This window comes from Dehalobacter sp. DCM (assembly GCF_024972775.1).
Lineage (GTDB): Bacteria > Bacillota > Desulfitobacteriia > Desulfitobacteriales > Syntrophobotulaceae > Dehalobacter.
In genome coordinates this window covers 3,427,478-3,441,504 of the sequence record NZ_CP092282.1, presented here as the reverse complement: position 1 = coordinate 3,441,504, position 14,027 = coordinate 3,427,478, and the positions used below count along the sequence as shown (strand labels likewise).

General features: G+C 43.9%; 14 protein-coding genes. 10 read left to right on the top strand and 4 right to left on the bottom strand.

The features are described from left to right. The first annotated feature begins 186 nt into the window (after window positions 1-186). Window positions 187-576: a CoA-binding protein gene (locus LPY66_RS15990; RefSeq protein ID WP_337985249.1), complete on the top strand. Its 390-nt coding sequence runs from the start codon at window positions 187-189 to the stop codon at window positions 574-576. 167 nt (window positions 577-743) lie between these two features. Here the strand turns inward: LPY66_RS15990 and LPY66_RS15985 are convergent, their stop codons facing one another. Further along, window positions 744-1,058, bottom strand: a complete 315-nt coding sequence (locus LPY66_RS15985) for a DUF6951 family protein (protein WP_337985248.1) — start codon at window positions 1,056-1,058, stop codon at window positions 744-746. A 238-nt stretch (window positions 1,059-1,296) separates the two neighbouring features. On the opposite strand from LPY66_RS15985, the gene LPY66_RS15980 reads away from it, so the two are divergent. The 5 genes from LPY66_RS15980 to LPY66_RS15960 all read left to right on the top strand — a co-directional run bounded on the left by LPY66_RS15980 (window position 1,297) and on the right by LPY66_RS15960 (window position 5,274). Next, a complete protein-coding gene (locus tag LPY66_RS15980) occupies window positions 1,297-1,893 on the top strand; it encodes an RNA polymerase sigma factor (protein ID WP_337988116.1) in 597 nt (198 codons plus the stop codon). Next, complete coding sequence (locus LPY66_RS15975) at window positions 1,890-2,390, top strand: anti-sigma factor family protein (protein WP_337985247.1); 501 nt, start codon at window positions 1,890-1,892, stop codon at window positions 2,388-2,390. Before LPY66_RS15980 ends, LPY66_RS15975 begins: the two co-directional genes overlap by 4 nt. A 6-nt stretch (window positions 2,391-2,396) precedes the next feature. Continuing rightward, window positions 2,397-3,263 carry a hypothetical protein gene (locus LPY66_RS15970; protein ID WP_337985246.1) on the top strand — a complete coding sequence of 289 codons (867 nt, stop codon included), beginning with the start codon at window positions 2,397-2,399 and terminating at the stop codon, window positions 3,261-3,263. Beyond that, window positions 3,263-4,357 carry a LiaI-LiaF-like domain-containing protein gene (locus tag LPY66_RS15965; RefSeq protein WP_337988115.1) on the top strand — a complete coding sequence of 365 codons (1,095 nt, stop codon included), beginning with the start codon at window positions 3,263-3,265 and terminating at the stop codon, window positions 4,355-4,357. The genes LPY66_RS15970 and LPY66_RS15965 overlap by 1 nt, the downstream gene beginning before the upstream one ends. Window positions 4,358-4,569: 212 nt before the next feature. Beyond that, the gene (locus tag LPY66_RS15960) at window positions 4,570-5,274 is read left to right on the top strand and encodes a M23 family metallopeptidase (RefSeq protein WP_337985245.1); all 705 of its coding nucleotides are present in this window, start codon (window positions 4,570-4,572) and stop codon (window positions 5,272-5,274) included. 3 nt (window positions 5,275-5,277) lie between these two features. Here the strand turns inward: LPY66_RS15960 and LPY66_RS15955 are convergent, their stop codons facing one another. The 3 genes from LPY66_RS15955 to vanR all read right to left on the bottom strand — a co-directional run bounded on the left by LPY66_RS15955 (window position 5,278) and on the right by vanR (window position 8,804). Continuing rightward, on the bottom strand, window positions 5,278-6,861 hold the full coding sequence (locus tag LPY66_RS15955) for a VanZ family protein (RefSeq protein WP_337985244.1): 1,584 nt from the start codon (window positions 6,859-6,861) through the stop codon (window positions 5,278-5,280). Between the two features lie 133 nt (window positions 6,862-6,994). After that, complete coding sequence (locus LPY66_RS15950; protein ID WP_443112438.1) at window positions 6,995-8,125, bottom strand: sensor histidine kinase; 1,131 nt, start codon at window positions 8,123-8,125, stop codon at window positions 6,995-6,997. Next, window positions 8,103-8,804, bottom strand: coding sequence for a VanR-ABDEGLN family response regulator transcription factor (gene vanR / locus LPY66_RS15945; RefSeq protein ID WP_337985242.1), 702 nt, complete (start codon window positions 8,802-8,804; stop codon window positions 8,103-8,105). Before vanR ends, LPY66_RS15950 begins: the two co-directional genes overlap by 23 nt. Window positions 8,805-9,211: 407 nt before the next feature. Here vanR and LPY66_RS15940 point away from each other — a divergent pair, with 407 nt between their 5' ends. The 4 genes from LPY66_RS15940 to LPY66_RS15925 all read left to right on the top strand — a co-directional run bounded on the left by LPY66_RS15940 (window position 9,212) and on the right by LPY66_RS15925 (window position 13,964). After that, window positions 9,212-10,033, top strand: a complete 822-nt coding sequence (locus LPY66_RS15940; protein ID WP_337985241.1) for a methyl-accepting chemotaxis protein — start codon at window positions 9,212-9,214, stop codon at window positions 10,031-10,033. Window positions 10,034-10,111: 78 nt separating this feature from the next. Then, the gene (locus LPY66_RS15935) at window positions 10,112-10,498 is read left to right on the top strand and encodes a PPC domain-containing DNA-binding protein (RefSeq protein ID WP_337985240.1); all 387 of its coding nucleotides are present in this window, start codon (window positions 10,112-10,114) and stop codon (window positions 10,496-10,498) included. Window positions 10,499-11,069: 571 nt separating this feature from the next. After that, window positions 11,070-11,846, top strand: coding sequence for an N-acyl homoserine lactonase family protein (locus tag LPY66_RS15930; protein ID WP_337985239.1), 777 nt, complete (start codon window positions 11,070-11,072; stop codon window positions 11,844-11,846). Window positions 11,847-11,960: 114 nt separating this feature from the next. After that, window positions 11,961-13,964: an oxidoreductase gene (locus tag LPY66_RS15925; protein WP_337985238.1), complete on the top strand. Its 2,004-nt coding sequence runs from the start codon at window positions 11,961-11,963 to the stop codon at window positions 13,962-13,964. The last annotated feature ends 63 nt before the right edge of the window (window positions 13,965-14,027 follow it).

Sequence of the window (14,027 nt, the reverse complement as noted above, 5' to 3'; positions counted from 1 at the left end):
GTTTATTTCAGTGATTAATTTATATTATATATAAAGATGACTCCTGTTACATCGATTAATTGTATATCCGTGTCGCGTATTCACGTGGACGGAACACGGGGTATCGTCCGTATCCTGGAGGCTTAATTGTAATTACGATACTAGATTCTAAGTTAACGGATTGCGCATGAAGATCGGAGGGTGACGATGTACGAAGATAGTGTAAGCGAGGAAAGCATGCTGGCAAAAAAAGTGTGGGCGGTGGTTGGTGCCACCCAAAACCCGCAGAAATACGGTTATAAACTATACAGAAAACTGAAGAACAGAGGTTATACGGTTTATCCGGTCAATCCGGTTTATCCGGATATTGATGGGGATGTCTGTTTTCCGAAGCTATCTTCCTTGCCGCAAGTGCCGGAGGTTATCAATATGGTTATTTCCCCCAAAAAGGGTAGTGAAATCCTAGAGGAAGCAGCGAAACTGGGTGTTAAGAATATCTGGTTTCAACCCGGTACCTATGACGACGAATTAATAGCGCTGTGCAACAAGCTGGAGATAGATTATGTCCTTGGGTGTGTTCTTATTTCCCTCGGATAATCTTTTGCATATGAAATAAAAACGTAAATACAAACACTTCAGAAATAACGACATCGACTTGGTTGAAAGTAAAGTAGCCACACGCCCGAATTGGCACTGTCGGCGATTCGGGCGCATGGCTGCATTCTTATTTTTGTATATTGCGGCTGTATTCGTTTTGCCTACGATTATTCCTTTGTAATTTTCATCTCGATTGTTCTGGGCAAAGCCAAGCCGTTAGCAACTTCTATGCCCTTAATGATAGCCGTAGGAACCGGACAGGCAGCATGCTTACAGTATTTTCTGGCAATCTGGAAAACCTGTGTATCGCCTATTTTACCCATGCATTCTTCAAAACCGTTTACGGTAGTCAATTCCTCAGCCATTGGTTTTAGGGCAGGGCATTCCGTTTCGATCGTGACCGTTGTGTTCCGGCGTTCGGCCTTTGCCTCAATCTGTGTCATAAACCCGCAAGCACCGCCGTTTACTGTAACTTTCGCCATCGTAACACTTCCTTTGTTATTAATTTATCAAGACATCCGTCAATCAATCACTTTACAATCTGACTTTGTGCAAATGAGATGAAGAATACACTCAACGCAATAAAGATGCTGTTATTTATAATTATTATAAATTATTATAAGTATTATAAGTGATTCTAGGCTGTTTAACAAGTCCTGAAAAAGAAACTTATTCTTCTCTTGAAATTTAATTTTATCGATGTGTCATTTCGTTTGACGTATACCGGATTTAATAAACGTCTATATACTGGGAAAGGAGGGGGAAAAGATCGATCAAGAGACAATTGTCCAAAGGGCAGTCCATGGTGACCAAGAGGCCTTCCGTTCTCTTATTGACGAATATAAGAATGTGATCTATATGATTTGCCTCAATGTCGTTCACGATCCTTTCGAAGCCGAAAATCTTACCCAGGATACGTTTCTGCAGGTCTATAAATCCCTTCCTACATATGAATACCGGGGGTTTAAGACGTGGTTGAGCAGGATTGCGTTGAACAAAGCCATCGATTATAAAAGGAAACTCGCTAAAACTAAGGGCAGGGAACGTCTGGGTCTGGCAGAAATCGAGAATCTCGCCGATGAGCGGGCGCCTGTTCAGGAAATCATCATTAAAGAAGAAGAAAAAGTGCTGCTGGACCAATGCCTGAAGAAAATACCGAAGCACTATGAGACGGTGATTCGGAAAACGTATCAGGATAATAAAAGCTCACGGCAAATAGCACTGGAAGAGAATATCAGTATAAGAACAGTAGAAACACGGCTTTATCGGGGCAAGAAGATTTTGCGAGAGTGCTTTGAGGAGATGAATAGCCCATGAGTCACTATGATAGCATTCCATGTTATAGCGAAAGTGAATGGCAAGCATATGCAACGGGTGATTTGCCGGAAGAAGTACGTCAGGTGATGGAAGAGCATCTTTTAAACTGTGACGGCTGTCTGTGCGTTTATCTCAGTAAACTCGAAGCGCAGAAAAGTGAGGAATACACGCTCGGATCTGATTTCACCGAACGGATTATGAACCAGGTCCAGCGCAAAGAAGCATCGCCAAAACCGTGGGCGCAGGTTCAGAAACAGCATGTTTCCAAAGATAGAGAGAAGAGCGGAAATCGGATGACGCTGTTCGTATCCTATTGTGCTGCAGCCAGTATCGTTTTTTTCCTCTGGACGGGCGGCTATATTCATGGTTTGTCAAAGACATTAAATGAAAGCGTGATCAAAAGTGATGTTAGTCTGATCAATAACGGGTGGACGAAGAATACGAATCTTGAAAAACGTCCTTCCCTCATTCAACATTTTCTGGAAAAGAAGGAGTAGAAGTTTATGAAAAGGAAGAGTAAGCTGTTAACGTTTATCCTGTCCACTATTCCAGGACTGGGACATATCTATTTAGGTCTTATCCAGCGGGGACTGATGTTTTTGGTTGCGGCGGGATTTATTTTCTTAAGCGGTATTTTCACGAGTGTTGTCCTGCACATTTTCTTTGAAGGAATACCCTTTATCATCCTGATTTTTGTCTGGTTTGCCGCTGTGGTGGACAGTTTGGTCTTGAACGACAGAATCAACCAAAAGCTGGTGCAAGGATACTCCTCGGGCGAAGACAGTACGCAGATATTAGAGCGTATCGAGACGGAAATGAAAGGCCAGAACGGTAAGATCCTGGCACTTGCTCTATCTATTGTTCCTGGCGCGGGCCATATGTACATCGGCCAAATGGAAAAAGGTCTTCAGCTCATGGCAGGTTTCTTTCTAACTTTGTACCTCAGCGACTTTCTTAGTTTTTCCCTTTTGCTGATGGCAGCGCCGCTGCTTTGGTTTTATAGTATTTTTGATATCATGCATAAAGTCAATCAGCCGGAAAAAGAACAAAGTATCACTTACCTGGGCAGTATTTTTCGTGAGAATCAACTATCAGGGAAAGCCGGCAAATATCTTGGTATCGCCCTGATTATCATCGGCTGTCTCATGGTTCTGAATAAGATCGTCATGCCGCAAATCGAAATCTATCTGGACAGCCGCGTCATCGAGTTCATCAAGACGGGTATTATCGCGATCCTGTTTATAGCCGGAGGTGTCAGGCTGATGATGGGAAGCAGAAAAAAAGAAATTGTTGATGGTGGTTCTGTGGAAAACGCCTATGGCGAAAGTCTCCCGCAGAGCGATAGGATGACAGAGGGGGGTGACCGGTGATGAGACGATGGCGAGTCGGAACTATATCCATGGGGATCTTGCTGATCGCTACCGGTCTGCTGCTCCTGCTCAGTGAATTGAATGGTATTAATGGCGCCAGGATCATTATGCGCTGGTGGCCGGTGATCCTCATCTTCCTCGGCATTGAAGTTCTCGCCTATCTGGCATTATCGAAATCTAACGGAGAAGAACAGCCTAAGTTGAAATTTGACGGGCTCAGTATTTTCCTCACGATAGTGATCATCCTGGTCAGTTCTGGGGTTTACGCGGCGAATAGTTTTTTAGGCAGTAATTTTTCCAATGTCTTGTTAAATGAATACGGGCTCTATGCCAATGAAAGTGTCAGCAGCATTTCCTACGATTATCGTGCAGTCGATATTGACACTCTGGAAATCACCAATACCCAGGGAGATATCCTGGTAGAAAAAACAACAGGGGATAAAATCCAAATTGATGCCGCAATGACAATTAAAAGTAACGATGAAACGGATAGTGATCTTGCCAAAGATCTGATTGAGATCACGGAGGGCAATACCTTAAAGGTCAATACGCGCGTCATCGGGGCTTTGCAAGGGAATAAACGTTACCAAGTGAGTGTCAATTACGTCGTAAAAGTGCCAAAGCAAATGCGATTTGTGGTTAAGAATTCGTACGGCAAGATAACGCTGAATGATTTGACCGGTGATGTAGATATACAGGGCGATTTCGGAGCAGTCGAAGTATCAAGGATAGACGGTGATGTCACGATTCGTAATTCTTTTGGGGAAACCATCGTTAGTGATGTCAGCGGTCGCCTGGACATCCAAAATAACAACGGAGAAGTTGTCTGTCGTTCCAATAACGCAGCAAATAATGATATTACCCTGCGAGCAGACTTCGGATCGATAACACTTCAGCTTCCATCAGACCAGCAGGGGTTGATTAAAGCAGAAGCGGATATGGGTTCCATCGATCCCGGAGGCTTTGCATCGGCATTAAAATTGATCTCGGAGGAGCCAGGCAATAACAGCACGCTCGAGGGCAGTATCGGAAGTAAGACACCGATCATTACCTTGCATACCAATCAAGGAAGCATTTATCTGCAAAATAGCTAAAAGGGCACTCTTCAACGCTTTAAAATGAAAACCATAAAGAACCAATCGAATTGCGCTTCCTATAGCGATTTGATTGGTTTTGTTTATTTTTTTATTATTGCTGGCTGGGTTCGGATAAACAGGGACATTGGATTCACTAAAGGTAAGATTTATGCATACAATTCTATTAGGACGAGTTACAGCGCAATAATATAAAAATGAGGAGGACTTCGATGATATTACCTCTTAGAGAAGCTGTTGTATCCTATCCGTACGGGGTGAAGAATGCGCGTTATAATAAAGGATATCACACCGGAGTTGATATCGTATCCACGATGAAAACAGTGTATGCGGTGACATCGGGTACCATTATCCGTTCAGCTTATGCACCGAATGATGGTGCCGATCCGGATGGGTGGGGCAATTACATCATTCTGCGAACCATAGATGCTCAGTATGACATGATATTTGCCCATCTAGCTGAGGTCAAAGGGACTGCCGGTGCGTTTGTCAACGAAGGATTCAATCTCGGTACCATGGGGAATACAGGAAATACGACCGCTCCCCATCTTCATTTTGAGATAAGGAACGTCCCGTGGACCAATCAAAATGATATCAATCCTACTGTTTTTTTGGGAATCAAGAATGCAGTAGGTCCAGTCCGGATCATCAATACGAATGGAGAGGATGCCTTGATGCTTAAGGCGATTGTAGTATGCCATCCGGGACCGGATGAAAGAGCTGCGGGTTATTTGGCAGATTATCTGCAAGTACCGGTTTGCAGTATCAGAAATGTGACCAATACGGTGATCGATTGTGTAGAAAAAATATATGTTATCGGCAGTACGGAGATCACATCAACGAAAGCAACCCATATCGTGGGAAAGAATCGGTACGATACCTGCCGCCAAGTGATAGACCTTATTCAGGGGAAATGATTTTCAAACTATGTCCTCGATAGCATGGTATAAAGCCAGACTGTCTGTCCAACGTCCTTCTTCCGTACTTCCCATAATGATACAGATATAGAGGTTATTATTAATCATCGCAGCGGAAGCCAGGCAGCAGCCGGCTTCTTTGCTTGTTCCCGACTTTAACCCAACGGCGTGTCGGTAATAATAAATACTGGATGGATCAATAAGGGCATTAGTATTATTAAAATCGGCATTTTGACCACTCAGCCAGACGTCGGATATACTTGGGCTGGCGGCGATCTCACGCAATACATGCGATTGATAAAACGCTTTGGCGATAAAGGCAAGGTCTTGTGCCGTCGTGTATTGTCCTTGTGCATCGTAGCCATCGGGTGCAGTAAAGTTGGAGTGATTAGCGCCTGTTTCCATTGCTTTCTGATTCATCGCTTTCATAAAGACCGATAGGGCTTTGTTTATGCCGACGGTATCGTCCTGACATATTTTTCTCCCGGTATAAACGGCAAGTGCATAGGCGGCGTCGTTTCCTGAGGGCACTAATAATGCGTTAAGTAATTGCCGGACGGTTAGTCTATACCCGGGATACAGCCAGGACCGTGAAGCATCCTCCGCAATCCGCTCGATTTCCTTCCCGACTCTCACTTCTTCATTCAGGTCGCAGTAGGCCAGCACCGTCAGAGCAGTTAGCATTTTAACTGTACTTGCAGGAGCTATTTTTGACTGACCTTCCTTTGTGTAGAGTACCTTATTGGAACTAACATCCCATAGATAAACACTTTTCGCGCTGATTTGGGAGCTAACCTGTATCCCGAGATCTTGTGCTATTGGGTTACTTGCTTCGATAGAATGATTTGCAGGGAATATGCCGTTGACTTCAGCAATTGTTGCGGAAACACTGGGAAGGTTAAGGGATAAATTAGTGGGAACCTGCAGCGCATTGATTTTGGAAAACCCGGTAATAAACACGGCAGCGAAATCAAATAGAATGAGAACCAGTAGACCGCTGGCATCGCGATGCTTCCGGTAATAACGGCCATCCAGGCGACGCATGACACCGACTTTTTGATAAAAGGAAGGTTGGCGCGAAAGAAAGAGTATGGCCAGGAAATAACCGCAGATGGTACCGATTGTATTTAAAATAACATCGTCAATATCCGAACTTCGATAGCCGAAAAGCTGCAGCAGCTCGATCATCAACGAGAGACCAGCCCCCACAAACAGGGTGATATGAAGTTTTTGACACTGATTAAACAAGAGTACAAGCAAACCGCCGAGAGGGATAAACAGCAGGATGTTCCCCAAAAACTCAAATGGATTCTCGGAAAGGGCTGTAATCATTTGTAACGGGTTCACATTGATATTTCGTCCCAGGTGGTCAGCTGGCGAAGTAAAGCCATAGACCGGTGATATCGTTATGGCAAAAATGACGGTTAAATAAAGCCCGAAAATCAGACTGATGGTTTTATGAAAATGATTAGCCCGTTCGTTTCTTATCCGACGACCGGCCTCGGACACCGCGATATAGCATAAGCTAGCCGCGATACCGGGAATAAGGTAACCCATGACGTCTCCAGCAAGGTATAAGAAATACATAAACAACCTCCCCAAAAAATACGGCCTCTTTTCGATATTGCCATTTTAACGAAAAGAGACCGTAGAAAGTTTAATATGCGGTTGTTAAATTATTAAGAAAAAATAGAGAATTTCTTGAGAGTTTAGGAATATGTTACGGCAGTGTGATTGTAAAGACCGTACGGCCTTGATCGCTTTGCGCCGTGACGGTTCCCCCGTGCAGGGTCACAATATCTTTGGCGATTGCCAATCCTAACCCGGAACCGCCCGTAGCAGTGGAACGGGCATCATCCAGCCGATAAAACTTCTCAAAAATTGATCCGAGCTTTTCCTGCGGAATCGTTCCCTTATTTTCGAAGGTAATCACGGTATGCTGATCATGTATCTTTGCCGTGATGGTAATCGTGCTTTTTTCCTCGCTATAGGTAATCGCATTTTTCAAAATGTTATTAAAGACCCTGGCCAGCTTGTCGGAATCGCCGCAGATCATCATATCCTCAGGAACATGAATGGCCACCTGCTTACCACTGGCCGTAATAATGGGGTAAGCCTCGTCCGTCATTTGAATAAGCATATAATACAGATCGATGGACTCTTTTTTCAGCGGAACAGTCTGAAGATTATAGCGTGTGATTTCAAAAAACTCATTAATCAAGTTCTCCAACCGGCAGGCTTTCTCCAGGGTGATATGGACATATTTCGCTTTTTGTTCTATTGGAAGATCAGGAGCTTCGTCCAAGAGGCTTAAATACCCGATAACGGAGGTTAGGGGCGTTTTTATATCATGAGCCAGATAAATGACAAGGTCGTTTTTACGCTGCTCAGCTTCTTGGGCATCCTTGGCCCTTTTGGCTAAGGTGTCTTTGACTTGATTCAGTTTTTCTTCCATAAATCCAAGCTCCGGACTCATGATGATTTTATTCGGTGATTCCTCGGCCAAATGATCGACGCCGACAACAATCTGATCAAAATATCGTGTAAACAAGGTCAGGGAAAATCGGAAAAGAACAATAAAAAAGACGATGATTGTGATGGCCATAATGGTGTCAAGATTGCGCCGCACATAAAAATAATAGTAGTCAACGGCATCATTCCAACCCAGATTGAAGATTTTCCCTATCACTAAGGTAATGAGGTTGCCGATATAGCCTCTGCCGGCGGAACGCAGTACCAAAACGATGATAATGGCGATGATCAAAATGCTCAGCGTCTGCAAGAACATTTTTCGAATCAGCTGGTTATAGGGTCTTTTCTGCAATAGGCTATTTGTCAATTTTGTAGCCAACCCCCCATATTGTTTTGATATACTTTGGATTATCAACCGAATCGTTCATTTTTTCCCGCAGATGCCGAATATGGACAGTGATGGTATTATTACTTTTGCTGAAGTACTCATCGCCCCATATTTCATGGAACAGCTGTTCAGAGCTGACGACATTTCCTTTTTGCTCACATAGGATGCGCAGTATCTCAAATTCTGTAGGGGTGAGCGCGAGCGGTTTCTCGTTGAGCAGGCACTCGTGTGTATTGACATCGATGATCAGACCGGAGTGGATGATGACCTTATCCTCTGGTACGTGGGACGGGACAGTATTGTATTTCTTGTAACGCCGCAGCTGAGCCTTGACTCTTGCGACCAATTCCAGGGGGCGGAAGGGTTTGGTTAGATAATCATCAGCACCCAGAGTCAGGCCGGTGATTTTGTCAGTTTCTTCTTCTTTTGCTGTCAGCATGATGACCGGATAAGTATACTTCTCCCGTATTTTCTGACAAAGCGCAAAACCGTTGCCGTCAGGGAGCATGACATCCAGAATAGCCAAATCGAGATGGATTTCTGAAATACAAGTCAGCGCTTCTTTCGCTGAGTAATACTTATACACCGTGTAATTTTCATTTTGCAGGTAAAGTTCAACCAGATCGGCAATTTCCCGTTCATCGTCAACAATCATGACGTTATTGCTCACCGCTGCCAAACTCCTTTCGGATCGGTTTTGTAATATAACATATTATCATAAAACCATACAAAGATATGATTTATTACTTGATTAATTATTAAGGTTTTCATAAGAACGCTTATTTAATAGACTTTCCTCCTATTCCGTAATCCGTTGCACCTTAAGTCTATTATAATTAGCAGGCGTAGTAAACCAAGAATAATAGGTATTGACTTCATTCAAGGTAAAAAATAATCAATTAGTATTCAAATTAAAATAGTCAATCAAAATAGTAATAAAACAAAGTGATGACAAATAATCTTAATATTTGATACAATATTTAAAAATATAGTAAAAGAATCCAAAAAATACTAAGGATTTAAGTTTCACTGCTCGATAACTATACTGTGAATAATGACTTGTTGAAGGGGGATAAAATGAAAATTCTAAAAGGTGATTCTGCTATTGACGCTTTGATGGGTGTATTGCCCTATGTGCTAGAGGCGCTGCCGGACGATATGAGTCTTTATGTCACGGATGGAAAGAAGTATTTGGAGGTGGCTGAAGGCTCGGAATTGAAACTTGGAATTACTGCCGGCAGTGAAGTTATGGGGAAAGCAACCGAGAAATGCATGACGGAAAATCGAAAGACAGTCTTTAATGTCCGCACTGGCCTGCAGTTCCGCGGCGTGAATGTTCCCATCCCAGATGAAAATGGCAGGCCTGTTGGAACTGTAATTTGTGCATCCGGCAGACAGAAACAGCAGGATGTCAATGAGGTTGCCAATCAATTGTCTGATTTTGCCGACCAAATTGCCTTAGCTATCGAGGAAATAGCCCGGGGTGCAGGCAGATTGGCCCAAGTCGGCCAAAGTCTGTCAGATAAAGCAGTTGAGTCCAATCAAAAAATCAAAGAAACAGGGGTTATCATCAACACCATTAAAGAAATATCCGGACAGACCAATTTGCTCGGTCTGAACGCAGCCATAGAATCAGCAAGGGCGGGGGAACATGGCCGGGGGTTTGGCGTTGTTGCCGAGGAGATTCGTAAACTGGCCGACAACAGCAAAGAAGCGGCGGAAAGAGTTCGGGAAATTATTGATTCCATATCTGCTGTCGTCGGCGAGATGACAAATGCCGCGACAGAATCAGCGGCTATTGCCCAACAGCAAGCCGCATCGACGGAGGAAAACGCTGCAACCATCGAACAGCTGCGCCAATTGGCCGTTGCGGTAAAAAATACAGCGGCTAAGCTCTGATTGAGTTGAGTTGAATTCAAAAATAAGAAAGTTAGGTACTCCGCGATGGAATACAAAGTATGGCACTCAAAAATTGTAATGAGACTGGATAAAGGGGATGAAGTCATTCAGTCTGTTCAACACGTCTGTCGGGAAAGACATATTTCTCTCGGGACTGTTACCGGCATCGGGGCAGTGAAGAAGGTAACGATAGGGTATTTTGAGCAGGATGCCAAGGTGTATCATGCCCGGGAATTCGTTGGCGATATTGAAGTCACCAGCTTGCAGGGGAATATTACTGAAATGAATAATGATGTGTATTTGCATCTGCATGCAACGTTAAGCGATTCCAATTACAACGCTTTCGGCGGACATTTGAATGAGGCGTGGGTCGGTCCTACCTTTGAAATTATCATCGACATCATTGATGGGAAGGTTAGCCGAGAAAAGAATAGTGATGTGGGATTAAATACACTGACATTTTAAACATAAAAGACGCCCCTGCTTTGAAGATCATCTGCAAGCAGGGGCGTCTCTAAGTATGGGGGCGTAACGAAACTTTATGTGCTATACTCCCCTTGTGGTAGAAAGTTAAAATAATATGGTCTTCCTTCATCCGCATAAAGGTGGTGCTATCTGCGGCATGAAAAGACCCTGTCCGTATACGCATAAACCAATAACTTGGTCATCATGATACGTAGAGACGGTCGTGTTGATAGAACGGAAATAGCCTGAAATCAAGCACTTCCGAAGATTTTAAGAAAATATTGCAGTGTGTTGTATGTTCCCGTGGACGAGAGTTTCACGGGAATATTTACGTAGGGGGGTCAAACTTTTACGTGAAAATAAATATTTGCGCGTAATGAAAGGGGATTAAGTATTAAGTAATTTTAAATTTTAGAAATAAAATTGAAATCTTTGTTAGAAAAGACTGTTGTTCAATTTGCATAATGCATGTGTTTTATTTGGTTCGAATTGTACGATGACATTATTTACGGCTAATGGTATAAACGGTAATTAATAAAACAAATTACGGGCTCGGAAAGGAGTGTTATTTGTGAAATTATATTTATTAAAGAGTGGAACTGCGCCTGATATGCCTAGAGAGGCGATTCTTGCTGAAACGGGTATTTTAGACCCGAAAGATGTTATACCAATTCCGACAACGACATACTTAATTGATCATCCGGACGGTAAGGTTCTTTATGACACAGGTTGGACTCGGCCGGAGCGCTTCCCGCAATCCTGGGAAGTTCCCGAAGATGAAAAAATGGTGAATAGTCTAGCCAAAATAGGAGTTACTCCTGATGACATAAAATATGTTGTCTGTTCGCACTTGCATCTTGATCATGCAGGCAATCTGGATTATTTCAAAAACTCGGAAATAATGGTCAGCGAAGCCGAATTGACCCAAGTTGCTAAATATTACTTCATGAAAAAAATACCGGGTGGTTATATCAAAGCGGATCTCGATGAATGGGTGCGAATTGGATTAAAATGGAATCTGGTTAAAGAGACAGAGGAACCTGTTAAACTGTTGGATGGGATCTCCATGTTAAGTTTTGGCAGTGGACATGCCTTTGGTATGCTCGGATTACTCATTGAGCTTCCGAAGGCCGGAAATATTATTCTAACCTCGGATGCCATCTATTGTCGGGAAAATGCAGGTCCGCCTGTGCGATTGCCCGGGCTGGTCTTTGATAAAGAAGGTTATATTCACACTGTCGACAGAATTCATGAACTGGCTAAGAAATATCATGCTCAGATCTGGTTTAGTCATGATCAGGCTCAGTATCTAGAGATAATCCATCCAAGTAAAGGATATTATGAATGATTTTAGTTTAAGCCTATGTCTCATCTGACGATTAAGATGTTTTATAGACTGTTTATATTTAGAGAAAGGATAGCGTAGAAAGACAAATTGCTTTACGCGAATAGAATAGAAGAAATGTACAAAACCGCTTTTCCATATTTATTTTCACCCATTAAGTTGGGAAACACGGTATTCCGTAACCGTATATTCGCTGCCCCTAATGGATTTCACCACCTTACACCCGAACGTTTTCCCTCAGCCGAGTCCATTGCTTTTTTTGAACGTAAGGCCCGGGGGGGTGTCGCTGCTGTGACCGTTGGTGAAGCCATCGTGGATACGAAAACGGGCCAAGCACATGCCTATCAAATGGTTCTCGATAACGAACTCGCGTTACCTCATATCGCGGCTTACGCCATCGCAATGACGAAGCATGGCGCAATCCCTTCGATAGAACTCATGCACTGCGGTATGTTCTCTCATTACGTATATGAAAAGGGATTGCCTCTCCTCGGTCCATCGGAAACGTTTCTTCCGGATGTGCATAAAGTCAATAACGATGGGCATGAAACCAAAGCATCAGAAGATGGCATGCGGCACATCTACGAGATGACAGAAGAACAAATATTGGCTTTAGCGGCGTCCTTCGGTAAGGCGGCTGCTTTTGTCAAACGGTGCGGTGTTGGCATGGTCATGATCCACGCCGGCCACGGTTGGGCTCTTTCCCAGTTTATGTCTCCACATTTTAATACCAGGAAAGACAGGTGGGGTGGCAGCTTAGAGAATCGTATGCGTTTGCCGCTCGCCGTTATCGAGAGTGTCCGCAAGGCGGTAGGCCCTGGTTTCCCGATTGAGGTCCGTATAAGTGCCGACGAGCTGACTCCGACTGGGTACGGATTGGATGATGGCATCAAAATTGCCATGATACTGGACGGCAAAGTGGATCTTATTAATACTTCTGTTGGTAACCATGAATTTATTGAGTCGAACATCTATACTCACCCCAGCATGTTCCTCGAGGACGGCTGCAATGTCAAATATGCTGCTGAAATCAAGAAGTATGTTAAAAATACCCCGATTTCAACAGTCGGAGCCCTTAGCGACCCGGCCATGATGGAGGAGATCATCGCTTCCGGCAAGGCGGATGTGATTCAATTGGGACGACAGACCTTAGCAGATCCTGACTTCCCGTTCAAAGCACGAATAGGAAAAGTAGATGAAATCAACACCTGTTTGCGGTGTTGTCTGTGTTACGCCAGCGGCGTATCATTCCGTCAACGTTGTTGCTCCACAAACCCGGAAATCGGTCATGAAATTGAAACTAAATTTGATATACCGCCTGCACACAAGAAGACTGTCCTTATTGCTGGGGGAGGCGTAGGCGGCATGCAGGCAGCACTTACTGCTTCCCGGCGAGGTCATAACGTAATACTTTGCGAAAAAGGAGACTCGCTTGGTGGCGTTCTGAAATGTGAAAAGGACGTTTCGTTTAAGAAACATCTTGATGAGTACCTTAAGCGGCAGGCATTATTGATATCCCGCTCGCCGATAGAAGTCAGGCTGAATACCATAGTCACTCCCGAACTGGCCAATAGCATTGCTCCCGATGTCATCATAGCGGCCATGGGTTCGCGCCCCCTGATACCAAAGATCCCAGGCATTAACGGAGAAAATGTGATTGGTGCTGAAGAGGCCTATTATAACTTGGTGAAAGTAGGCCAGAAGGTTGCAATCCTCGGAGGCGGCCTCGTAGGAGTCGAGCTCGGCATTCATCTAGCTGAGAACGGTCGTGAAGTTACCATCATTGAAATGATGCCCGTACTCAACGACGGCGGTAATATGGTTCATGCCAACGCCTTAGGGATAAAAATTGCCGAGCGGGGTATTAAACTTGCTCTCACAACGAAAGCCGAAGAAATCAACCGTAAAGGTGTTATCGGTCAAAACGCAGAGGGGACGAAGCTTTATGAGGCGGATACGGTAATTTACGCGGTCGGACAGAGTCCGCTATTTGATGAGGCCAATGCGCTCCGTTTCTGTGCTCCTGAATTCCATCAAATCGGGGATTGCCTGACACCAAAAAATATCCAAAGCGCAACGCAGGCTGCTTTTACTGCTTCGCGCGACATCGGTAAGTATTAATTATAAGTTGGTACATTTTGACTTCATCTTCTAGGCTAAAAATCATTTATACTTAATCAATAA

Excerpts from the sequence above, each read along its gene's own strand:
- LPY66_RS15990 (WP_337985249.1), top strand. The coding sequence starts at position 187 with ATGTACGAAGATAGTGTAAGCGAGGAAAGCATGCTGGCAAAAAAAGTG.
- LPY66_RS15985 (WP_337985248.1), bottom strand. The coding sequence starts at position 1,058 with ATGGCGAAAGTTACAGTAAACGGCGGTGCTTGCGGGTTTATGACACAG.
- LPY66_RS15975 (WP_337985247.1), top strand. The coding sequence starts at position 1,890 with ATGAGTCACTATGATAGCATTCCATGTTATAGCGAAAGTGAATGGCAA.
- LPY66_RS15970 (WP_337985246.1), top strand. The coding sequence starts at position 2,397 with ATGAAAAGGAAGAGTAAGCTGTTAACGTTTATCCTGTCCACTATTCCA.
- LPY66_RS15965 (WP_337988115.1), top strand. The coding sequence starts at position 3,263 with ATGAGACGATGGCGAGTCGGAACTATATCCATGGGGATCTTGCTGATC.
- LPY66_RS15960 (WP_337985245.1), top strand. The coding sequence starts at position 4,570 with ATGATATTACCTCTTAGAGAAGCTGTTGTATCCTATCCGTACGGGGTG.
- LPY66_RS15955 (WP_337985244.1), bottom strand. The coding sequence starts at position 6,861 with ATGTATTTCTTATACCTTGCTGGAGACGTCATGGGTTACCTTATTCCC.
- LPY66_RS15940 (WP_337985241.1), top strand. The coding sequence starts at position 9,212 with ATGAAAATTCTAAAAGGTGATTCTGCTATTGACGCTTTGATGGGTGTA.
- LPY66_RS15935 (WP_337985240.1), top strand. The coding sequence starts at position 10,112 with ATGAGACTGGATAAAGGGGATGAAGTCATTCAGTCTGTTCAACACGTC.
- LPY66_RS15925 (WP_337985238.1), top strand. The coding sequence starts at position 11,961 with ATGTACAAAACCGCTTTTCCATATTTATTTTCACCCATTAAGTTGGGA.